The organism is Streptomyces sp. NPDC006655, assembly GCF_040703965.1.
Lineage (GTDB): Bacteria > Actinomycetota > Actinomycetes > Streptomycetales > Streptomycetaceae > Streptomyces.
The window spans coordinates 188,986-210,440 of record NZ_JBEYJU010000002.1; the positions used below are offsets into that span (position 1 = coordinate 188,986).

The window sequence follows — 21,455 nt, forward strand, 5'->3', positions numbered from 1 at the left end:
CCCCGGACCGTGTCGGGTCCGCCCCCGGTCGGACCTCTCCCGCCCAGGACCGCGCATCCTCCGTCCCGGACGGAGTTCCGGCTGGGTCAGGGCAGGTCGGGGCGGACGGCTCGGGGCAGGCCCCGGTCGAGCCGGGACCTGGCCTCGGGGGCGAGGGCGACGGTGAACCGTTGGCCGAGTTCGTGCGGCGGTTGCGGGAGGTCGGGCTCGATCCGGACGCCGAGGGACTGAGCGATGCCCTGTGGCTGGCCCGGTACGCGCGGTCCGGGAGCGAGGCGGCCGACGGTGCGCCGGGTTCCGGTGCCGGGCCGGGACCGGCCGTGGGGGCCGTCGTACCGCCGAAGGCGCCGCCGGGGGACGTTCCGTCCTCGGGGGGCGGGGACCGGCCGGTCCGACCGCCGTCGGCCGTCGCCGGGGAGGGCGGGGCCGAGCGCCGGGCGGCGCTGTACCCGCTGCCGCAGCAGCACGGCATCCCGCACGGCGCGGCCGTCGGGCGGATCGCCGGGCTGCCGGTCGGCGTGCCGGCGGCGCCCGCGCTGCCCGCGCCACTCGAACTCCAGCGCGCTTTAAGGCCGTTGCAGGCCTACCGCAGTGCCGCTCCGCCGCTGCGCACCGAGCTGGACGAGACGGGGACCGCCGAACAGGCCGCCCGTGCGGGCGGCCTGATCCTGCCCGTGTACCGCGCGGTGACCCGGGGTGACGCCCGGCTCCAACTGGTCCTGGAGGCCTCGCCGTCGATGCGGGTCTGGGACCGCATGTTCGCCGAACTGGGGCAAGTGTTCGGTCAGTTGGGCGCCTTCGCCGACATCCAGATCACCCACCTGCACACCGGCCCCGACGGCGAGGCCGCGGTCGGCCGCAGCGCCGACGTGCACGCCGCCCCGCTGCACACCGCCGACCGGCTCAGCGACCCGACGGGCCGCCGTATCACCGTCCTGGTCAGCGACTGCGCCGGCCCGCTGTGGCGCAGCGGCCGCGCCCACCGGCTGCTGCACCACCTGTCCCGGCAGGCCCCGGTCGCCGTGCTCCAGCCGCTGCCGCAGCGGATGTGGAGCCGCACCCGGCTCCCGGTCACCTACGGCGAGCTGAGCCGCGGCGAGACGCTGGGCGGCGCCACCGCGCTCCGGGTGCGCACCCCGGCCGGGAGCGCCGCGACCGGTCCCCGGGGTGCCGTACCCGTGCCGGTGCTGCCGCCCGAGCCGGTGGCGCTCGGGGCGTGGGCGAGGCTCCTCGCCGGGATCGGCGCCGGGCCGGTGGCGGGCGCGGTCGGCTGGGTGCGCGCGGACCAGCCGCCCGCCCCGTCGACCCGTCCCGGGCGCGCCCTGTCCGCGATCGAACGGGTCAGCAGGTTCCGGTCGACGGCCTCCCCGAGCGCCGGGCGCCTCGCCGTCTACCTGGCCGCGGCCCCGCTCTGCCTGCCGGTGATGCAGCTCGTCCAGCGCACCATGCTGCCCGACTCCGGCCCCTCCGAACTCGCCGAGGTGCTGCTCGGCGGCCTGGTCACCCGCGCCCGCGAGGACCACGGCCCGGACGGCACCCAGTGGTACGAGACGGAGCCCGAGGTGCAGGAGGCGCTGCTGTCCACCCTCGGCCGCGACGAGGCACTGCTCGTCCTCAAGCACTGTTCCGAGTACATCGAGCAGCGCTTCGGCAAGGGCGGCCCCAACTTCCCGGCCCTCGCCCTCGCCCAGCTCGGCGACGGCGGCTCCGGACGCCCGTACCCCCCGCCGGCCACCGGCTACCCGGCCCGCAACGGCGACCACGGGGACGCCACCCCGGTCCCGCAGCCCTTCGCGGAGGTCGCCGCCCGGGTGCTCGAACGCTTCATGCCGCTGCCCGAGCAGTTCCGCCTCTTCGGTGGCCGCGACACCGCCGTACGACCGGGAGAACGCCCCACGCACCAGGCCGTCGGCCGGGCCCGCGCGCTGCTCGTCCGGTTCGACACCGAGGGCATGGTGCAGGACCTCATCGACGCCGTGCAGCTGCTGCGCGGCGCCACCGAGCACGAGGAACCGCCGGGGGCGGACCCGGAGCTGTGGGCGCAGTACGCCGTCTGCACCCTGCGGCTGTGGGAGGTGCAGGGCGGCGCCGACCTGCTGCGCGAGGCCGAGGAGGCCGCGGAGCGGGCCGTGGCGCATCCGCACGCGCGCCGCGAACGCGCGGTCCTGGCCCGGGTGCTGGGCGCCGCCGCCACCGACCGCAGGCGCCGCGGCGACCGGGCCGGCGCCCTCGACCTGCTGCGCCGCGCCGACCGGGAGTACGCGGTGGCCTGCGGCGCCCCCGACCTCGACCAGCAGGAGGCGCTGCGGCTGACCCTGGAACGGGTCGGCGCGCTGGAGGCGCAGTGGCGGCTGGGCGGGGACAGCGCACTGCTCCAGGGCGCGGTCGGCATGCTGGAGGCGTTCGCCGACGCCTGGCCGGACCGCAGGCACCGGCCGCCCGAACTGCCGCTGGCCCACGGCCGGGTCCTGCTGCGCCTGTCCGACGCCACCTCCGACCCCGAACAGGCCCGCGGCTACGCCGAGCAGGCCTCCCGTTCGCTGCGCGACGCCCTGGAGTCCGCCCCCGGGGCCCCGGACCGGGTCCGGGTGCGGCTGGACCTGGTGGACGCCCTGCTGCGCGCGGGCGGCGCCCTCGACGAGGCCCAGGACCGGGTCGACGAGAGCCTCGCGGTCACCCGCAGGCGCGGTCAGCGGGCCGCCCTGCACCTGCGGGCCGGACGCATCCGGGTCGCCCGCCACGCCGAGACCGGCGATGCGCGGGAACTCCGGGAGGCGGCGGACGCGTTCGCGAGCGCGGCGGCGGACATGCCACGGGACGACCCCGGCTACTCCCAGGTCCTGGCCGAGTGGGGCGAGGCCCTGCTGCGCCGGGCGGCCTCGGAGGGCGGCGACCGGGCGTGGGCGCCGTTGTCCCAGGCGATCCGGGTCCTGCGGGACTGCCGTCGGGAGACCCCGGCCGGCCACCGCGACACCGGGCACCGGCTGCTGCTGCTGGGCCGCGGCCTGATCCTGCGCTACCGGCAGCGCGGCGACCGGGTGGACCTGCGGGAGGCGGAACACCTCTTCGGGCTCGCGGCGCACGCGGCGGCCGCCGCGGACGATCCGCTGCTGGCCGCCCGCTGCCGGCTCGACCTGGGACAGACGCAGTACGAGGCCTACCGCAGCCTCGGCCGTCCGGCCCGGCTCGACGAGGCCGTGGACGCGTTCCGGCTCGCCGCCGAGTCGGCCCGGGAGGCGGAGGCCGCGGCCCTGACCGAGCGGGGCCGTCAGGAAGCGGTGGTGCTGGGGGCTCAGGCCCACCACTGGCGGGGTATGTCCTACGAGGCGGCCGCGCGCCCACGGGCCGCCCGTGAGGCCTACCGCGCCGCCCGCACGGAATGGGCACGGCTGCCGGAGGGCACGCTGGCCACGGGGGCACCGACGGCTCGGGACACCGCCGAGCGGCTGGCCGAGCTGGACTGAAACGCGTAACCAAGTGGAGGGGACGGGGACATGAGCGAACGGGACGAGACGTCGCCGGCGGCCGGTGAGCCGTTGCCGGATCTGCTCGGGCTGGACCTGGAGGAACTGCGAACGGTCGAGCATCCGGTCCTGCGCGAGGTGCTGGACGCCCTGCGGGAGCGGACGGCACGGCCCAGCGAGATGCTCTGGGGCTTCAACAACGCGATGTGAAGCGGACCTTGCGCTGGTTGTGAGGCATCTGCCGCAGTACCGGTCGGTCGCGTTCGGTCAAATGTAATCAGAAAAAGGCGATTTCGATCGCAACGGGTTTGCGTCCGGTCTCCGACCGGGAAAGCGGCCTGATACGGCGGGAAAGGCGTACGGCATGGGGGTGCTGGAGTGTCCACGACCGGTCACCCCTTCCGCCAGTTCATCGTCAAGGTGCACGGCCGCTGCAACCTGGCCTGCACCTACTGCTACCTCTACGAGGGCCCGGACCGCACCTGGCGCACCCGCCCCGCCGCCGCCGCGCCCGCCGTCCTGGAGCGCACCGCCGACCGCATCGCCGAACACGCCCGCGCCCACGGCCTGACCGCGGTCTCCCTGGTCCTGCACGGCGGCGAGCCGCTGCTGGCGGGCGCCGGCACCCTCGCCCGCTTCACCGAGGCCGTCCGCACGCGGCTGCCCGCCGGCTGCGCGGTCCTCCCCACCGTCCAGACCAACGCCACCCTCCTCACCGAGGACCGCCTCACCGTCCTGGCCCGGCACGGCATCCGGATCGGCATCAGCCTCGACGGCGGCCGCGCCGAGCACAACGCGCGCCGCGTCGACCACGCCGGCCGGCCGTCCTGGCCCGCCGCGGCCCGCGGGGCCCGCCTGGTCGCCGAACGCTTCCCGGCGTCGTACGCGGGCGTCCTGACCGTCGTCGACCCCACTCTCGACCCGGTGGAGACGTACGACTCCCTCCTCGAACTCCGGCCGCCCGCCCTGGACCTGCTCCTGCCGCACGGCAACTGGTCGGCGCCGCCGCCGCACTGGGGGGACGTCCGGTACGGCGACTGGCTCTGCGCCGTCTTCGACCGCTGGTGGTCCGCGGGGCGCCGGGAGACCCGGGTCCGGCTGTTCGAGGAGTGCCTCGCCCTGCTGCTCGGCCTGCCCGCGGCGACCGAGTCCCTGGGGCTGGCCCCCTTCGACGCGCTCGTGGTGGAGACCGACGGGTCGATCGAGCAGGTCGACTCGCTGAAGTCGGCGTACGAGGGCGCCGCCCGGACCGGCCTGGACGTCTTCCGGCACACCTTCGACGACGCGGCACGCCACCCGGGGGTCGCCGCCCGGCAGACGGGCGCGGCGGCCCTCGCCGGCGACTGCCGGGCCTGTCCGCTGCTGTCCGTGTGCGGCGGCGGGCACTACGCCCACCGCTACCGGGCCGGACACGGCTTCCGCAACCCCTCGGTGTACTGCGCCGACCTGCAGCGTCTCATCCGACACGTGTCCGGCCGGCTCACCGTGGACGCGGTGCCCGCCCCGGCCTCTCGCGAAGGGGGCACCCCGTGATGTTTCCGGAGGTCCCGGAACCGGCCCTCGCCGAACTCGGGCGCACGGAGGGCGGCGCCGACACGCTCGCCCTGCTGATCCGGGACCAGGACACCCGGCGGCTGCTCCTGCTGCGTGCGGTACTCGACGCGGTACAGGCGGCGGACCCCGCCCTGTGCCCACCGGCGGCGAAGGCGCGCCTACGGGCCGACTGGACCCTCCTGACCGAGGCGGACCGCGCCACCACCCCCGCACCCGTGCCCCCGACGGGAGCCGCTGTCTCCGAGTCTCGGGCGAGGGCTGCCGCACCGGGACCCGTGACGGGGGCCGGTGTCCCCGGCCCTCCGCCCAGGGCCGCCGGCTCCGGGGCGCGAGGGTGGGGCGGTGGTGTGCTCGGGGCGGCCGGTGTGGCCGGCTCGGCGGCTCGGGTCAGACTCTGTCATCCGTTGCTCGGGCCCTGGGCCCGGCGGTGTCTGGCCGCGCTCGATCCGCGCGGCAGGGTCCCCGCCGACGAGCGGCGGCGTGAACTCGCCTGCGATCTGGACTACTTCAGTGCCGTGGCGGCGGTCGCCGCGGCCCGCGCCGGGATCGGCTTCACCACGGAACTGACGGCCCGCGACGGGCTGCTGGTACTGCCCTCGCTGGGTGCCCTGCGGACGGCCGGCCCCCGGGTCCGGGTGGCGTACGGCCAGGGCCGGCTGACGCTCGACCGGACGTCCGTCTTCCTGGAGCACGGCAGCGGCGCCTGGTCCGGCTCCCTCGCCTGGACCTCGGCGTACGCGCTCCCCGGCCTGGTCCCCGGCGCCGCCCCCGTCCCCCTGGACGACCTCGACCCCTACCGCGTCCCGCCCCGCGAACCCGACCAGTACGCCCTCAGCGGCCCGGCCGCCCCGGACGACGCCGAACGCAAGCGGTGGCTCCAGAGCTGGACCGGCACGGCCGCCGCCCTGCGAACGGGCGGCGAGGGACGGCTGACCGAGGCGCTGGCCCTGCTGCGGTGCCTGGTCCCGCTGGAGATGCCACCGGGCTCGGCGGGCCGGGGCAGTTGCAGCGGGACCCGGCGTGAGGCGTTCGGGGCGCTGCTCAGCAGCCTCCCCGCCACCCCGGCCGCCTTCGCGGCGACCCTCGTCCACGAGTTCCAGCACACCAAACTGGCGGCGCTCAGCGAACTGGTCGAGCTGCACCGGGCGGGACCGGCGGCCCGCTACTTCGCCCCCTGGCGCCCGGACCCGCGGCCGTACGACGGGCTCTTCCAGGGCGCCTACTCGCACCTCGCCCTCGCGGACTTCTTCCAGCGCCGGGCGCTCGGCGGGGAACCGGCGCACAGCGAGTCCGCGTGGGCGCAGTACGCGCGCTACCACGCCCAGGTGGGGGCGGCGCTGCCGGCGCTGGTCGCCTCGCCCGACCTGACGCCGGTGGGCCGGCGGTTCGTGGACGAGATGGCAGCCACCCACGAACGGCTCGCCGCGCATCCGGCGCCCTCGGGGCACACGGCGCGCGCGCAGGCGTACGTGAAGGCGGTCCGCGCGCTGTGGACACAGCGTCAGCCCCGTGGGGAATCGCGCTGAAATGACGACTTCTCAGGCCCCGCTGCGCAAAGATCGACAGGCTGAGGTATTCGGTTCCGAGGTCGCCCGACTCCCCAGAGCCGCACCGAGGTTCTAGGATTTTATGTCTACGCGTGGAGGCCGTCGCATGTCTGAAACTCGTACGCCGGTCAGGCCGACCGGGAGGGGGGCCGCGAGGCAGACCGTCACGATCAGCTTCGCCGGGTTCAACCGGGCCTGGGCGGCGTGGATCGGGGACAGGCTGGAGCGGCGCGGGGTCCGGGTCGTCTACGTGCGCTGGGACTCCCCGGCCGAGGAGACCCTGGTGGACCTGCTGCGCGGGCTCTCGCTCGCCGAGGGCCGGGTCCTGATCCTGGTCAGTGAACGGTACTTCCAGCTCGGCCCGCGGACCTTCGAGGAGTGGAACGCGGCGCTGCGCGAGGTGGTCGCGCCGGACCCCGCCAAGTTCGCCGCGGTGTCCGTGACCAGTACCCAGGTGCCCTCCGCCATCGCCGTACTGGCGCCGGTCGACCTGACCAACATGGGCGCCGACGAGGCGGAACGCCGCCTGCTGGACCGGCTCGACCTGCCCGCCGAGGCCCGCCCGTCCGCGGAGGGCTCCCGCGGCCCGCGCTTCCCGGCCGCGATGCCGGAGGTGTGGGGCGGGGTACCGCGCCGCAACACGCGTTTCACGGGCCGGGAACCGGTGCTGAACGAGGCGTACCACCTCCTCCAGGGCAGCGAACCGGGCGCGGGCGTGATCACGCTGCACGGCATGCCCGGGGTGGGCAAGACCCAGCTGGCCGCCGAGTACGTCTACCGCTTCGGCTCCGAGTACGACGTGGTGTGGTGGGTCAACGCGGAGAGCCGGGTCACCTACCGCCGCGTCCTCGCGGAACTCTCCACCAAACTCGGTCTCGCCACGGGCGACGAGTACGGCGAACGCCTGCGCGCGGTCCGCGACGCGCTGCGCCGGGGCAGCCCGTACTCCCGCTGGCTGCTGATCCTGGACGGCGCCGACGAGCCCGAACAGATCTGGGACCTGGTCCCGACCGGCCCGGGCCACGTGATCATCACCTCCCGCAACCCGGAGTGGAGCGAGCACAACAGCAAGCTGCTGGAGGTGAACGTCTACGACCGTGACGAGTCGGTCGCCTTCGTCAGGCGCCGCGCGCCGAGGCTGACCGAGCAGGAGGCCGACCAGCTCGCCGAGGCGCTGGAGGACCTGCCCCTGCTGCTGGACCAGACGGCGGGCTGGCTCAACGACTCGGACCTCTCTGTGGAGGACTACATCGCCCTGCTGGAGGACGGCGTCGACCCGGACGTCGTCAAGGTGTCGGCGGACTTCCCGCTGGCCTTCCAGACCGCGTGGGCGATACTGCTGAACAAGCTCCGCGAGACCGTTCCCGAGTCGGTCGACCTGCTGCGCCTGTGCACCTTCTTCGCGCCGGGCTTCATCCCGGTGCGCCTGTTGCGGGAGATGTCCACCGAAGACCTCCCGGAGCAGCTGACCAGGCTGTTCGACGACCCGCTGCTGTGGAACAAGGCGATCAACCAGCTGCGGCAGTACTCCGTGGTCCGGCTGGAGTCCCACGAGGCCGGCTCGGAGGAGATCCCCTCTCCCGGTGAAGCGGTGTACCTCCACCGGATGGTGCACCAGATCGTCGGCAAGGACATGCCGGAGGCGAGCCGGCGGGAGTTCATCGACGTCGTGCGCCGCGCGCTGGCCGAGGCCGACCCCGGCCGTCCGACCGACACCCGCAACTGGGAGGCGTACGCGGAACTCGTACCGCACCTGAAGTACGCCGACGTCCTCAACAGCACGGACCGCAAGGTGCAGAACCTGGTTCTCAACTGCCTGCGGTACATGTGGTGGGCGGGGGAGTACACCTCGGGCTGGAAACTCGGCAGGCGGACCGTGAACGCCTGGCGCGAGCTGCTGGGCGAGTCGGACACGCGGGTGTGGGAGGCCACGCACCACTACGCCAACCTGCTGCGCTCAGCGGGCCGGTTCGAGGACACCGAGGCGATCGACCGGGAAGCCATGGAGCACCTGCGCCGGGGCGGCGAGCGGTCCCTGGAGTACCTCCGGGCGGCCAACGGGCTGGGGGCCGACCTGCGTGAACTGGCCCGCTACGAGGAGGCCCTCGAACTGGACGACTGGCTGTACCCGGCCTACCGGGAACTCCTCGGCGAGCAGGACTCCCGCACCCTCAACGCCCTGAACAACAAGGGGTACACGCTGCGGCTCATGGGCCGCTACGAGGAGGCCATGGAGGCCGACCGGCAGACCCTGGAGACCCGCCGCCTGGTGCTGACGGGCCGCCACCTCATGACCCTGTTCTCCGAGGTGTCCTTCTCCATCGACCTCAGGCTGCTGGGCCGCTACGCGGAGGCCGAGTCGAACAACCTGCGGACCGTCCGCGAGTACAGCCACGTCGGCGGCCTGGGCAGTCCGGACGCGCTGCGGGCCCAGCTCAACCTGGCGCTCTGCCAGTTGCGGACCGGGGACCGCACCTCGGCCGGGGCGCTCCTCACCCAGGTGCTGGACGGGTACGAGCGGAAACTCGGCGAGAACCACCTGCGTACGCTGTCCGCCGCCGTCAGCCACAGTTGTTTCAACCGTGAGCACGGCGACATCGACCTGGCCCGCGAGACCAGTGAGTCCATCCTGGCCCGCTACGAGCAACTCCTCGCGGAGGGGCACCCGTTCACCGTCGGCGCCCGGGCGAACCAGGCACTGGTCCTGCGCAACGTCGGTGAACGCGAGGCCGCCCACGTCCTGATCGAGCAGGCGCTGGCCGGCATGACCGGTGCCGTCGGCGAGTACCACCCGTACACGCTCGGCTGTGCCATCAACGCCTCCGCGCTGCGCAACCTCATCGGGGAGACGGAGTCCGCGGCGGAGCTGAGCAGGACCACCGTCGCCCGGGCCACCGAGACCCTCGGCCGCACCCACCCCCTCACGCTCTCCGCCCGCGTCGCGTACGCGGCCGACCTGCGCGGGCTGCGTTCCCGGCAGCAGGCCGAGAAGGTCGAGCAGGAGGCGCTGTCCGACCTGGAGGCCACCCTGGGCAGGCAGCACGTCCACACCATCTCCGCCCGCGCCCGCAACCGCCCGTACTGGGACTTCGAACCCCAGGCGAGCTGACCCCCGGACGCCGAAGGGCCCGGCCCCCGTGACGGGGACCGGGCCCTTCGTGGTGCGCTGCCGCAGGCTACGCCTGCCGGAGGCTCACGCCTCGAACACCTCGCGGACCAGCTGCTCCTGCTCCGCCTGGTGCCGCTTCGCGGAACCGACGGCCGGGGAGGAGCTGTGCGGGCGGGAGATGCGCCGCAGGCGCTCGCCGGCCGGGACGTCCGCGCCGACCGCCAGGTCCAGGTGGTCGATCAGGTTGAGGGCGATGAACGGCCAGGCACCCTGGTTCGCCGGCTCCTCCTGGACCCACAGGTACTTCGCGGCGTTCGGGTACTTGTTGACCTCGGCCTGGAGCTCGGCACCCGGCAGCGGGTACAGGCGCTCCAGCCGGATGATCGCCGTGTCCGTGACACCGCGCTTCTCCCGCTCGGCCTCCAGGTCGTAGTAGACCTTGCCGGTGCAGAAGACGACCTTGCGGACCGCGTTCGCGTCCACCGAGGCGTCGCCGATGACCGGGCGGAACTGCCCGCTCGTGAACTCCTCCGCCTTCGAGGCCGCCGCCTTGAGGCGCAGCATCGACTTCGGGGTGAAGACGACCAGCGGCTTGTGGTGCGGGTTGTGCACCTGCCACCGCAGGAGGTGGAAGTAGTTCGACGGGAGGGTCGGCATCGCGACCGTCATGTTGTTCTGGGCGCAGAGCTGAAGGAAGCGCTCGATACGGGCCGAGGAGTGGTCCGGGCCCTGGCCCTCGTAGCCGTGCGGGAGCAGCAGGGTGACGCCGGACGTCTGGCCCCACTTCTGCTCGGCGGCCGAGATGTACTCGTCGATGACCGACTGGGCGCCGTTGGTGAAGTCACCGAACTGCGCCTCCCACATCACCAGCGCGTCCGGACGGGCCAGCGAGTAGCCGTACTCGAAGCCCATCACCGCGTACTCGGAGAGCAGCGAGTTGTAGACGTTGTAGCGGGCCTGGTCCTCGGAGAGGTAGAGCAGCGGGGTGTAGTCGAGGCCCGTCTCGCGGTCGATCAGGACCGCGTGGCGCTGGCCGAAGGTGCCGCGCTGCGAGTCCTGGCCGGACAGGCGCACCGGGGTGCCCTCCATCAGCAGCGAGCCGATGGCCAGGGTCTCGCCCATGCCCCAGTCGATCGTGCCGTCCTCGATCATCGCCGCCCGGCGCTGCAGCTGGGGCAGCAGACGCGGGTGGACGGTGAAGTGGTCCGGGATGTTGACCTGGGACTCGGCGATCCGCTTCACGACCTCCGCGGAGATCGCGGTCGGCACGGCGACCGGGAAGCCGTCCTGCGGCTCGCGGACGTCACCGGCGGTCGGCTGCGAGGTGGCCTCACGGACCTCCGTGAAGACCTTCTCCAGCTGGCCCTGGTAGTCCTGGAGGGCCTGCTCGGCCTCTTCCAGGGTGATGTCGCCGCGACCGATCAGGGACTCGGTGTAGAGCTTGCGCACCGAGCGCTTCTTGTCGATCAGGTCGTACATCAGCGGCTGGGTGAAGGCCGGGTTGTCCGACTCGTTGTGACCGCGGCGGCGGTAGCAGATGAGGTCGATCACCACGTCCTTGTTGAACGCCTGGCGGAACTCGAAGGCGAGCCGCGCGACGCGGACCACGGCCTCCGGGTCGTCGCCGTTCACGTGGAAGATCGGGGCCTCGATCATGCGCGCCACGTCGGTGGCGTACATGGAGGAGCGCGAGGACTCCGGGGCCGCGGTGAAGCCGACCTGGTTGTTGATGACGATGTGGACCGTGCCGCCGGTGCGGTAGCCGCGCAGCTGCGACATGTTCAGGGTCTCGGCCACCACGCCCTGGCCCGCGAAGGCCGCGTCGCCGTGCAGCGCGACCGGCAGGACCGTGAAGTCCGTGCCGCCCTTGTTGATGATGTCCTGCTTGGCGCGGGCGATGCCCTCGATGACCGGGTCGACCGTCTCCAGGTGGGAGGGGTTCGCGGCCAGCGAGACCGTGATCTGCTCGCCGTCCAGGCCGGTGAAGGTGCCCTGGGCGCCCAGGTGGTACTTCACGTCGCCGGAGCCGTGCATCGACTTCGGGTCGAGGTTGCCCTCGAACTCGCGGAAGATCTGCGCGTACGACTTGCCGACGATGTTCGCGAGGACGTTCAGGCGGCCGCGGTGGGCCATGCCGATGACGACCTCGTCGAGGCGGGACTCGGCGGCCGAGTCCAGGACCGCGTCGAGCAGCGGGATGACCGACTCGCCGCCCTCCAGGGAGAAGCGCTTCTGGCCGACGTACTTCGTCTGCAGGAAGGTCTCGAACGCCTCGGCCGCGTTCAGGCGGCGCAGGATGCGCAGCTGCTCCTCGCGCTCCATCTTGGAGTGCGGGCGCTCCACGCGGTCCTGGATCCACTTGCGCTGCTTGGGGTCCTGGATGTGCATGAACTCGATGCCGGTGGTGCGGCAGTACGAGTCGCGCAGCACGCCGAGGATGTCGCGCAGCTTCATCATCGACTTGCCGGCGAAGCCGCCGACCGCGAAGTCGCGCTCCAGGTCCCACAGGGTGAGGCCGTGCTCGGTGATGTCCAGGTCGGGGTGCTTGCGCTGCTTGTACTCCAGCGGGTCGGTGTCGGCCATGACGTGGCCGCGGACCCGGTAGGAGTGGATCAGCTCGAAGACGCGGGCGGCCTTGGTGACGTCGTCGTCGTGCGAGGCGTCGATGTCCCGCAGCCAGCGGACCGGCTCGTAGGGGATGCGCAGGGCCTCGAAGATGTCGTCGTAGAAGCCGTTCTCGCCGAGGAGGAGGTTCGCGACCTGGCGCAGGAACTCGCCGGAGGCGGCGCCCTGGATGACCCGGTGGTCGTAGGTCGACGTGAGCGTCATGACCTTCGAGACGCCGAGCTTGTTCAGGGTGTCCTGGGAGGTGCCCTGGAACTCCGCGGGGTAGTCCATGGAGCCGACGCCCATGATGACCGACTGGCCGGGCATCAGGCGCGGGACCGAGTGGACGGTGCCGAGGCCGCCGGGGTTGGTCAGGGAGACCGTGACACCGGTGAAGTCGTCCATCGTCAGCTTGTTGTCGCGGGCGCGACGGACGATGTCCTCGTAGGCCTGCCAGAACTCGAAGAAGTTCAGCGTCTCGGCCTTCTTGATGGCCGCGACGACGAGCTGGCGGTCGCCGTTGGGCTTCACCAGGTCGATGGCGAGGCCCAGGTTGACGTGGGCCGGCTTGACCAGGGTCGGCTTGCCGTCCTTCTCGCCGAACGACCAGTTCATCGACGGCATGGCCTTGATGGCCTGCACCATCGCGAAGCCGATCAGGTGCGTGAAGGAGATCTTCCCGCCCCGGGCGCGCTTCAGGTGGTTGTTGATGACGATCCGGTTGTCGAAGAGCAGCTTCACCGGGACCGCGCGGACCGAGGTGGCCGTCGGCAGCTCCAGCGAGGCGTTCATGTTCTTCGCGACGGCCGCGGCGGGGCCACGCAGGGTGACCAGTTCGGGACCCTCGGGCGCGGCGGCGGGCGCGGCCTTCGCGGCGGCCGGCTTGGCGGCGGCCGGGGCGGCGGGCTTCGCGGGCGCCGGAGCCGGGGCCGGGGCCGCGGCGGGTGCGGCGGCCTTGGGCGCCGCGGGGGCGGCCGGCGCGGCAGGAGCCGCGGCTGCGGGCGCCTGGGCGGCGGGAGCGGGCTGCGCGGGCGCCGAAGCCGCCGGCTGGGCCGGCGCCGGTGTCGTGGTGCCCGCGGCCCCCGCGGCCGCGGTACCCGCCGGAGCCGGGGCGGCGGGCGCTCCGGGCTTGTAGTCGGCGAAGAAGTCCCACCAGGCTCGGTCTACCGAATTCGGGTCCTGGAGGTACTGCTGATAGATCTCGTCGACGAGCCACTCGTTCGGTCCGAACGCGGCCGCGGGGTTCTTGCCCGCTTGGTCTGCGTCGGTCGAGATGCTCGAGTTACTGGGGGACTGTGGCGACACGGCGGCAACCGCCCTCTTCCGCTTCACAAGGTTATGGACAGCGGGAATAAAGGCTACGCCTCCCTGGCCGGGAAGGTCAGGCTGAGCAAGGTCATCGTCGCGTAAGTCACACCGGAAAACTTGTTTCAGGGCTTGAAATGGCGGGAAACAAGCGTGGTTCCGCTGCGACCGGGCTCAACCGGGCATGGCTCCGCCGGGCCGGGTACCGCCTCGTTCCCGACGGTCGCGCGGACCACAGGTGGATCTTGAGACTCCGGTGCGCACTTTACGTCAACTTGGCACGGATCAAAGCCCCGGAAGTGTGACGATGATCCTGCAACCACGTTCGGATTCGGCCACGCGGATCCCGCCGCCGTGCAGATCCACCGCCCAGCGGGCGATCGCGAGCCCCAGCCCCGTACCGCCGTCGCTGCCCGGTCCGTGCGGCCGCCGGACGGCGCCCCGGTTGAAGCGCTCGAAGACGCGGTGCCACTCCGAGCGCGGAATGCCGGGGCCCTCGTCGAGGACCTCCAGCTCCAGCGACTCCGGCTGCGGCCCGCGCCGCGCCCGCACGGTCACCCGGCCGTGCGGTGGGCTGTGCTTGACCGCGTTGTCGATGAGGTTCGCCACGACCTGGTGGATGCGCTCCGGGTCGGCGTGGGCGGTCAGCTCCGGCGGCGACACGTCCAGGTGCAGATGCACGTCGGTACGGGTGTGGCTGCCGGAGTTCGAGGCCAGCCCGCGGGCCCCGGCGACCATGTTGGCCTCCTTGAGCACCCCCGACAGGTACGGCCACACCTCGAAGCGGCGCTGCCGCAGCGGCACGACGCCGTTGTCGAGGCGGGAGAGGTCCAGCAGGGTCTCCACGAGGCGGCCGAGGCGTTCCGTCTGTTTCAGGGCCGTGCGCATGGTCTCGGTGTCCGGCTCGGCGATCCCGTCCACGACGTTCTCCAGGACGGCCCGCAGACCCGCGATGGGCGTGCGCAGCTCGTGCGAGACGTTCGCGACCAGTTCTTTGCGCTGGCGGTCCTGGGCCTCCAGCTCGTCGGCCATGACGTTGATCGTCTCGGCCAGGTCGCCCAGCTCGTCCCGCCGGTTCTCGCGGACCCGGCGCGTGTAGTCGCCCTGTGAGATCGACCGGGCCACCGTGTTCATGTCGTCCAGCGGCGCGGTGAGCGAATGCGCCACGAACTGCGTTATCAGCAGCGTGGCGATCATCGAGAAGACCGTGATGAAGCGGAGCTCCGTCTTGGTGGACACCGCGATCATCGACAGACCCGTGGTGATCAGCACCGAGACGACGACCAGCGCGCCCAGCTTGGTCTTGATCGAGAACGGGCGTACCCCGCCCCAGGGCTGTTCCCCGGGGCCCGGGGAACCTCCTGATCCCCCGTGGCCTCTTGGCCCGGCCGGCCCGCCGCTCATGGCGTCGGGGTCTCCAGCGCGTACCCCACACCGTGCACGGTGCGGATCCGCTCGGCGCCGATCTTCCGGCGCAGCGCCTTGATGTGGCTGTCGACCGTCCGGGTGCCCGAGGCGTCCGCCCAGTCCCACACCTCGGCGAGCAGCTGCTCACGGGAGAGCACCGCGCGCGGGGTGTTGGCCAGGCACACCAGCAGGTCGAACTCGGTCGGCGTGAGGTGCACGTCCTCGCTGCGCACCCGTACCCGGCGCTGCGCGTGGTCGATCTCCAGTTCACCGAGGCGCAGGATGCCGGAGCGGGGCGTGGAGGCGGCGATGGCCGCCCGCTCCACCCGCCGCAGCAGCACGTGCACGCGTGCCGCCAGCTCCCGCATGGAGAACGGCTTGGTCATGTAGTCGTCGGCGCCGACCCCGAGGCCGACCAGCATGTCGGTCTCGTCGTCCCGCGCGGTGAGCATCAGCACCGGCACCGGCCGGGCGGCCTGCACCCGGCGGCAGACCTCCAGACCGTCGAAGCCGGGCAGCATGATGTCGAGGATCAGCAGGTCTGGCTGCCAGGCCTCGGCCGTGTCGACGGCGGCCGGGCCGTCGCCCGCGGTTTGCACGAGGAATCCCTCGGCGCGCAGGCGGGCCGCGATGGCGTCGACGATCGTCTGGTCGTCCTCGACGACCAGAACACGGCGCTGGGCGCCCTGAGTCGCCGTCGCCGTGCCGTTGTGGGAGGTGTGTGTCTGCTCCATCGCCCGCCCCTGTGTGCTTTCCGGAACCAGTGGGGTGATCCCATGACTGCGATTGACGCTTGAATGATCCGCGTCAGGGATGCACATTACGGGGACAGGTGGCGCACTCGCTATCCAGGGCGGACGGCAAGGTGGACGACGTCCGGAACGCCCCGGGCAACCGGGATCTCTTCGGTACGCACCTGCGTGAACCCGGCATTCCACAAGGTTTCTTCGAATTCCGCCGAGGGTTGCGCCGACCAGACGGCGAGCACCCCGCCCGGTGTCAACACCCGTGCGCAGCTTGCCAGTCCGGCCGGTGAGTAAAGGCCCTCGTTGGCCATGTCGACGGTCCAGCCGGGTCCGTTGTCGATGTCCAGGCACAGCGCGTCGAACGTGTCGCATGTCTCATTGACGTACGCCACCAGATCGTCCTCGACGATCACCGTGCGCGGATCGGCGAAGGCGCGCGTGGAGAGTGCGGACAGCGGGCCGTCCCGGTGCCAGTCGACGACCGCGGGCTCCCGCTCCACCACGGTGATCCGCCCCCAGTACGGGTCCCGCGCGGCGTGCGCCAGCGAGAACCCGACGCCGAGGCCGCCGATCAGCACCGCCGGCGCCGCCCGCCCCTCCAGCGCCGCCCGGGCGGCGTCCACCAGCAGCCGCTCCGAGCGGCCGTCGGAGGTGTCCATCAGGAAGCAGCCGTTGGCGATGATCTGAAGCAGCTCGCCGTGCCGCCGCAGCACCACCTCGCCGTAGGGGCCGTCGCGCCGGTCCAGGACCACAGGACGGCCGTCGTACTCGGAGGCTGCGGTGCTCATGGCCGACATCCTGCCCCAACAGAGCTGTGCGGCCATGCGAATTACGGGTGCCGGTCGGTCGCACGGGAGTCACTCGTTCGAGGGGCGGCACGGCGCTTCGCACCCGCGGGGGGCCGGATGCGGCTCATAGGGTTCCTCCTGTCCCCTCACGGTTCTTCAGAAAATCCTGAGAATCGTTCGCCGCGTGGCCTCGGTCATAGACAGCGGCTCGCGGGACGGCGAAGGGTGGGGTGAAACGGAAGGAGCCCCTCACCGTGGAACGGACCGCGTGGGCCGAGTCGACGCCCCCGCACGAGCCCCTTCCGGCTGCCTCGCCCCAGCCCCTCGCGGCTGTCCCGCCCGAACCGCTGCCGGGCACCGAGGTCGCCGTTCTGCTGGACGGCGTGCCCCGGCAGCGCGGACCGGCCGCGGTGGTGCTGCCGCCGGTGCCGCGGCCCGCCGCCGTCCCGCTGCGCCTGCTGCCCACCCCCGCCGGCACGCCCGTCACCTTCGGGTACACGGCGATCCTCGCCCTCACCTCGCTGTTCGCGAGTCACGTCGGCTCCGGTCCGATGCACACGATCTACCAGGACTCCAGCACCGACGTGGCGCATCTGCTGCGCACCCCGGTCTTCGTCCTGCTGGCGAGCGCGCTGTGGATCGCGGGCGGGCTGCTGTCGCCCTACGCCCTCGCCTTCGTGCTCGCGCTGACCGCGCTGGAACGACGGATCGGGGGCGCCCGCGCGATCCTCGTCTTCCTCACCGGCCACGTGCTGGCCACCCTCGGCACCGAGGTGCCGGTCGGCCTCGCGGTGCTGGTCGGCCACCTCCCCGACACCTCCCTGCACCGCCTCGACTACGGCATCAGCTTCGGCGTCGCCGCGAGCCTCGGCGCGCTCTGCGGTCTGCTCGGCCCCTGGCTGCGCTGGCCGCTGCTCGCCCTGGTCGCCTGCACCCTGCTGTCCGACCTCATCGACTTCGATGACCCGATGACCAACTGGGGCCACCTGCTGGCGCTGGCCGTCGGCACGGCACTCTGGCCGACGGTACGGCGCTGGCAGCGGGAGCCGGGGCCCCACCGGTAGGAGCGCCGCCACCGGTACGGGAGCCGGTGCCGTCCCGGTCCGAGGCGCAGGCGAGGCGAGGCGAGCGGCGGCGGGGCTCCCTCGGCTCCGTGAGGTCGGCCGGGGTGTCGTAGCCGCACACCTTCCACTCCACCGGCTCCCCGCGCGCCGCGAAGAAGTCCCGCTGCCGGGCGATCAGCGCGTCCGGCTCGGTGCCGCGCAGCCCGCGCCAGTCGGAGGGGCCGGTCACGAAGCCCCGGGGGCGGCCCACCACCCGGAGCACCGGGCCGTCGTGCGTGTACGTGATGCCCGGCACCGGGGTGGGCCGGACGGCGCGCATCTGGGTGTCGTGGCGGCGAGCGGGGCCGCCGTGCCGTCGGTGTCCGTCACCGGCCGACCGTACGGGGAATGCGCCCGCGCCGATCAACTGTTTTTCCGGCCGTGCGACCGGCTCCGGCCAGGTCACCACGTGATCGCTCAGAGCGAACATATGCACGGGAACATTTCTCGATGCCCAAGCATTGAGTCGGCATAGCTCAAGTTCACTGCCGAAGGGGAGATCATGGCTTCGACGTCCGCATCACTCACCCTCCCTGTGCTGCCGCTCGACGGCGAAGTCGTGCTGCCCGGGATGGTGGTCCCGCTGGACCTCAAGGACCCCGATGTCCGTGCCGCCGTGGAAGCGGCGCAGGCCGCCGCCCGTACCGAGCCCGGCAAGCCCAGGGTGCTGCTGGTGCCGAGGATCGACGGCACCTACCCGGGCACCGGCGTGCTCGGCACCGTGGAGCAGGTCGGCCGGCTCGCCGACGGTGACCCGGGCGCGCTGATCCGCGGCCGCCACCGGGTCCGCATCGGCGCCGGCACCACCGGCCCGGGTGCCGCGCTGTGGGTGGAGGGCACCCGCGTCGACGAGAACGTCCCGGACCCGGTGCCCGGTCACGTCACCGAACTGGTCAAGGAGTACAAGGCCCTCGCCACCGCCTGGCTGCGCAAGCGCGGCGCCTGGCAGGTCGTGGACCGGGTGCAGGCCATCGACGACGTCTCCGCGCTCGCCGACAACTCCGGTTACTCGCCCTTCCTGACCACCGAGCAGAAGATCGAACTGCTGGAGACGGTCGACGCCGTCGCCCGGCTCAAGCTCGCCACCCAGCAGCTGCGCGACCACCTGGCCGAGCAGGACGTGGCCGAGACCATCGCCAAGGACGTCCAGGAGGGCGTCGACAAGCAGCAGCGCGAGTTCCTGCTCCGCCGCCAGCTGGAGGCGGTCCGCAAGGAACTGCGCGAGCTGAACGGGGACTCCGCCAAGGAGGGCGAGGAGTCCGACGACTACCGCGCCCGCGTGGAGGCCGCCGACCTGCCGGAGAAGGTCCGCGAGGCCGCCCTCAAGGAGGTCGACAAGCTGGAGCGGTCCAGCGACCAGTCCCCCGAGGGGTCGTGGATCCGCACCTGGCTGGACACCGTCCTCGAACTGCCGTGGAACGAGCGGACCGAGGACGCGTACGACATCCGGGGCGCCAAGGCGGTCCTGGACGCCGAGCACGCCGGTCTGGAGGACGTGAAGGAGCGGATCACCGAGTACCTGGCGGTGCGCAAGCGCCGCAGCGACCGGGGGCTCGGGGTCATCGGCGGGCGCCGTGGCGGCGCCGTGCTGGCGCTCGTGGGCCCGCCCGGTGTCGGCAAGACCTCGCTCGGCGAATCGGTCGCGCACGCCATGGGCCGCAAGTTCGTCCGCGTCGCCCTCGGCGGTGTGCGGGACGAGGCCGAGATCCGCGGTCACCGGCGGACGTACGTCGGCGCCCTGCCCGGCCGGATCGTGCGGGCGATCAAGGAGGCCGGTTCGATGAACCCGGTCGTCCTGCTCGACGAGATCGACAAGGTCGGCTCCGACTTCCGGGGCGACCCGGCGGCGGCGCTGCTCGAAGTCCTCGACCCGGCGCAGAACCACACCTTCCGCGACCACTACCTGGAGGTCGAACTCGACCTGTCCGACGTGGTCTTCCTGGCCACCGCCAACGTCCTGGAGGCCATCCCGGAGGCCCTGCTCGACCGTATGGAGCTGGTCCGCCTGGACGGCTACACCGAGGACGAGAAGGTCGTCATCGCCCGTGACCACCTGCTGCCGCGCCAGCTGGAGCGGGCGGGGCTCGCCGCGGACGAGGTGACCCTGGCCGAGAGCGCGCTGCGCAAGCTCGCCGGCGAGTACACGCGGGAGGCGGGCGTGCGCACCCTGGAGCGGTCGATCGCCCGGCTGCTGCGCAAGGTCGCGGCCCAGCACGAACTCGGCGCCCGGGAGCTGCCGTTCACCATCACGGACGCGGACCTGCGCGCCCTGATCGGCCGGCCGCACCACGTGCCCGAGTCCGCCCAGGACCCGGCCGAGCGGCGGACCGCGGTCCCCGGTGTGGCCACCGGTCTCGCGGTCACCGGAGCGGGCGGCGACGTCCTCTTCGTCGAGGCGTCGCTGGCCGACCCGGAGACGGGCGCGGCGGGCCTGACCCTCACCGGCCAGCTGGGCGACGTGATGAAGGAGAGCGCGCAGATCGCCCTGTCCTTCCTGCGCTCGCACGGCGCCGAACTGGAACTCCCGGTCGGCGACCTGAAGGACCGGGGTGTGCACATCCACTTCCCGGCGGGCGCGGTCCCCAAGGACGGCCCGAGCGCGGGCGTCACGATGACCACGGCGCTGGCGTCGCTGCTCTCCGGGCGGCTGGTCCGCACGGACGTGGCGATGACCGGTGAGGTCTCGCTGACCGGCCGGGTGCTGCCCATCGGCGGTGTGAAGCAGAAGCTGCTCGCCGCGCACCGCGCCGGGGTGACGACCGTCATCATCCCGAAGCGCAACGAGGCCGACCTGGACGACGTCCCGGCCGAGGTGCTGGACAAGCTCGACGTCCACGCCGTGACCGACGTCCGGCAGGTCCTGGAACTGGCGCTCGCGCCCGCCACCAGCGGGGCGACGTCGGAGGTACCGGCAGCGGCGTGACGGACGGTGCCGGGCACGGCAGGGCCCGGGTCCCCGAACGGGACCCGGGCCCTCGCCCGGTCCGGGAGGGTCAGCCGTTGGCGAGCGCGACCACGCTGTCCAGGGTTCCGTTGAACTTGTCGTGGTCCCCGACGGTCGGACCGGTCGACGTGTACTGCCACATCGTGTACGACGACCAGCCGGCCGGCAGCGTGCCCACCTCCGAGGCGTACCGGGCGACCCAGAGCGGATTGGCGGCGAACCCGGCGTAGTTGCCGGTGCAGTCGGACCACCAGCTCGTCGCCGTGTAGATGACGGCGTTGCGGCCCGTGCGCGCCTTGTACCGGTTCAGGAAGTCGGTGATCCAGCCGACCATCCCGCTCGCGGACTTGCCGTAGCACGCGTCGCCGTACGGGTTCCACTCGATGTCGAGGACACCGGGCAGGGTCCGGCCGTCCTTCGACCAGCCGCCGCCGTGGTCGACGAAGTAGTCGGCCTGGGCGGCGCCACCCGTGGTGTCCGGGGTCGCGAAGTGGTAGGCGCCGCGGATCATGCCGACGTCGTAGGAGCCGTTGTACTGCTGGGCGAAGGACGGGTTCGTGTAGTACGTGCCTTCCGTCGCCTTGCTGTACGCCCATCGGACCCCGCTGCCCAGCAGCGCCGACCAGGCGACGTCGCCCTGGTAGCTGGCGACGTCGACACCCTCGGTCTGGGTGGCGAGGCCGGTTCTGGGCGTGCCGTTCTGGCCGTCGTGGGCCAGCACGCCCGTGCCCATGTAGGCCGAGCCGCGGGCGGGCACGGCCGGGTCGGCGTGGACGGGGGCGGGGGAGAGCGCCGCGCACAGCAGGGCGGCGAGCGTGGTGAGCAGGGCGGGGGCGGGTCTGAGCAGGGGCATGCCGTGCCTCCGTGGGGTGAGGGGATCC

12 protein-coding genes and 1 pseudogene are annotated in these 21,455 nt (G+C 72.7%); 7 read left to right on the forward strand and 6 right to left on the reverse strand.

Features of this window, described 5'->3' with window-relative positions; genetic code table 11:
• Positions 1 to 170: 170 nt before the first annotated feature.
• The 5 genes from AB0958_RS02035 (at position 171) to fxsT (ending at position 9,674) form a co-directional block, all read left to right on the forward strand.
• A complete protein-coding gene (locus AB0958_RS02035) occupies positions 171 to 3,464 on the forward strand; it encodes an SAV_2336 N-terminal domain-related protein (RefSeq protein ID WP_366888334.1) in 3,294 nt (1,097 codons plus the stop codon).
• A gap of 30 nt (positions 3,465 to 3,494) precedes the next feature.
• Positions 3,495 to 3,674, forward strand: coding sequence for an FxSxx-COOH cyclophane-containing RiPP peptide (gene fxsA, locus AB0958_RS02040; RefSeq protein WP_366888335.1), 180 nt, complete (start codon positions 3,495 to 3,497; stop codon positions 3,672 to 3,674).
• Positions 3,675 to 3,842: 168 nt separating this feature from the next.
• Complete coding sequence (locus AB0958_RS02045) at positions 3,843 to 4,997, forward strand: FxsB family cyclophane-forming radical SAM/SPASM peptide maturase (protein WP_366888336.1); 1,155 nt, start codon at positions 3,843 to 3,845, stop codon at positions 4,995 to 4,997.
• Entirely contained in the window at positions 4,997 to 6,544 is a 1,548-nt protein-coding gene (locus AB0958_RS02050) for an HEXXH motif-containing putative peptide modification protein (protein WP_366888360.1), read from the forward strand. Before AB0958_RS02045 ends, AB0958_RS02050 begins: the two co-directional genes overlap by 1 nt.
• A gap of 127 nt (positions 6,545 to 6,671) precedes the next feature.
• Entirely contained in the window at positions 6,672 to 9,674 is a 3,003-nt protein-coding gene (gene fxsT / locus AB0958_RS02055) for an FxSxx-COOH system tetratricopeptide repeat protein (RefSeq protein ID WP_366888337.1), read from the forward strand.
• Between the two features lie 84 nt (positions 9,675 to 9,758).
• Here fxsT and AB0958_RS02060 read toward each other — a convergent pair whose 3' ends face one another.
• The 4 genes from AB0958_RS02060 to AB0958_RS02075 form a co-directional block, all read right to left on the reverse strand.
• A complete protein-coding gene (locus tag AB0958_RS02060) occupies positions 9,759 to 13,586 on the reverse strand; it encodes a multifunctional oxoglutarate decarboxylase/oxoglutarate dehydrogenase thiamine pyrophosphate-binding subunit/dihydrolipoyllysine-residue succinyltransferase subunit (protein ID WP_366888338.1) in 3,828 nt (1,275 codons plus the stop codon).
• Between the two features lie 285 nt (positions 13,587 to 13,871).
• Positions 13,872 to 14,990 carry a HAMP domain-containing sensor histidine kinase gene (locus AB0958_RS02065; protein ID WP_366888339.1) on the reverse strand — a complete coding sequence of 373 codons (1,119 nt, stop codon included), beginning with the start codon at positions 14,988 to 14,990 and terminating at the stop codon, positions 13,872 to 13,874.
• Positions 14,987 to 15,727 carry a response regulator transcription factor gene (locus AB0958_RS02070; RefSeq protein WP_132888824.1) on the reverse strand — a complete coding sequence of 247 codons (741 nt, stop codon included), beginning with the start codon at positions 15,725 to 15,727 and terminating at the stop codon, positions 14,987 to 14,989. Before AB0958_RS02070 ends, AB0958_RS02065 begins: the two co-directional genes overlap by 4 nt.
• Positions 15,728 to 15,837: 110 nt before the next feature.
• Positions 15,838 to 16,536, reverse strand: coding sequence for a spermidine synthase (locus tag AB0958_RS02075; protein WP_366888340.1), 699 nt, complete (start codon positions 16,534 to 16,536; stop codon positions 15,838 to 15,840).
• 245 nt (positions 16,537 to 16,781) lie between these two features.
• Here AB0958_RS02075 and AB0958_RS02080 point away from each other — a divergent pair, with 245 nt between their 5' ends.
• Positions 16,782 to 17,591 carry a rhomboid-like protein gene (locus AB0958_RS02080; protein WP_366888341.1) on the forward strand — a complete coding sequence of 270 codons (810 nt, stop codon included), beginning with the start codon at positions 16,782 to 16,784 and terminating at the stop codon, positions 17,589 to 17,591.
• A gap of 85 nt (positions 17,592 to 17,676) precedes the next feature.
• Here AB0958_RS02080 and AB0958_RS02085 read toward each other — a convergent pair.
• Positions 17,677 to 17,910, reverse strand: a pseudogene (locus tag AB0958_RS02085) (GNAT family N-acetyltransferase); the annotation flags it as partial.
• Positions 17,911 to 18,132: 222 nt separating this feature from the next.
• On the opposite strand from AB0958_RS02085, the gene lon reads away from it, so the two are divergent.
• A complete protein-coding gene (gene lon / locus AB0958_RS02090) occupies positions 18,133 to 20,553 on the forward strand; it encodes an endopeptidase La (RefSeq protein WP_366888342.1) in 2,421 nt (806 codons plus the stop codon).
• Positions 20,554 to 20,623: 70 nt separating this feature from the next.
• On the opposite strand, the gene AB0958_RS02095 is transcribed toward lon, so the two are convergent.
• Positions 20,624 to 21,427: a lysozyme gene (locus AB0958_RS02095; protein ID WP_366888343.1), complete on the reverse strand. Its 804-nt coding sequence runs from the start codon at positions 21,425 to 21,427 to the stop codon at positions 20,624 to 20,626.
• Positions 21,428 to 21,455 lie beyond the last annotated feature (28 nt).

Excerpts from the sequence above, each read along its gene's own strand:
- fxsA (WP_366888335.1), top strand. The coding sequence starts at position 3,495 with ATGAGCGAACGGGACGAGACGTCGCCGGCGGCCGGTGAGCCGTTGCCG.
- AB0958_RS02050 (WP_366888360.1), top strand. The coding sequence starts at position 4,997 with ATGTTTCCGGAGGTCCCGGAACCGGCCCTCGCCGAACTCGGGCGCACG.
- fxsT (WP_366888337.1), top strand. The coding sequence starts at position 6,672 with ATGTCTGAAACTCGTACGCCGGTCAGGCCGACCGGGAGGGGGGCCGCG.
- AB0958_RS02065 (WP_366888339.1), bottom strand. The coding sequence starts at position 14,990 with ATGAGCGGCGGGCCGGCCGGGCCAAGAGGCCACGGGGGATCAGGAGGT.
- AB0958_RS02070 (WP_132888824.1), bottom strand. The coding sequence starts at position 15,727 with ATGGAGCAGACACACACCTCCCACAACGGCACGGCGACGGCGACTCAG.
- AB0958_RS02075 (WP_366888340.1), bottom strand. The coding sequence starts at position 16,536 with ATGTCGGCCATGAGCACCGCAGCCTCCGAGTACGACGGCCGTCCTGTG.
- lon (WP_366888342.1), top strand. The coding sequence starts at position 18,133 with ATGGCTTCGACGTCCGCATCACTCACCCTCCCTGTGCTGCCGCTCGAC.
- AB0958_RS02095 (WP_366888343.1), bottom strand. The coding sequence starts at position 21,427 with ATGCCCCTGCTCAGACCCGCCCCCGCCCTGCTCACCACGCTCGCCGCC.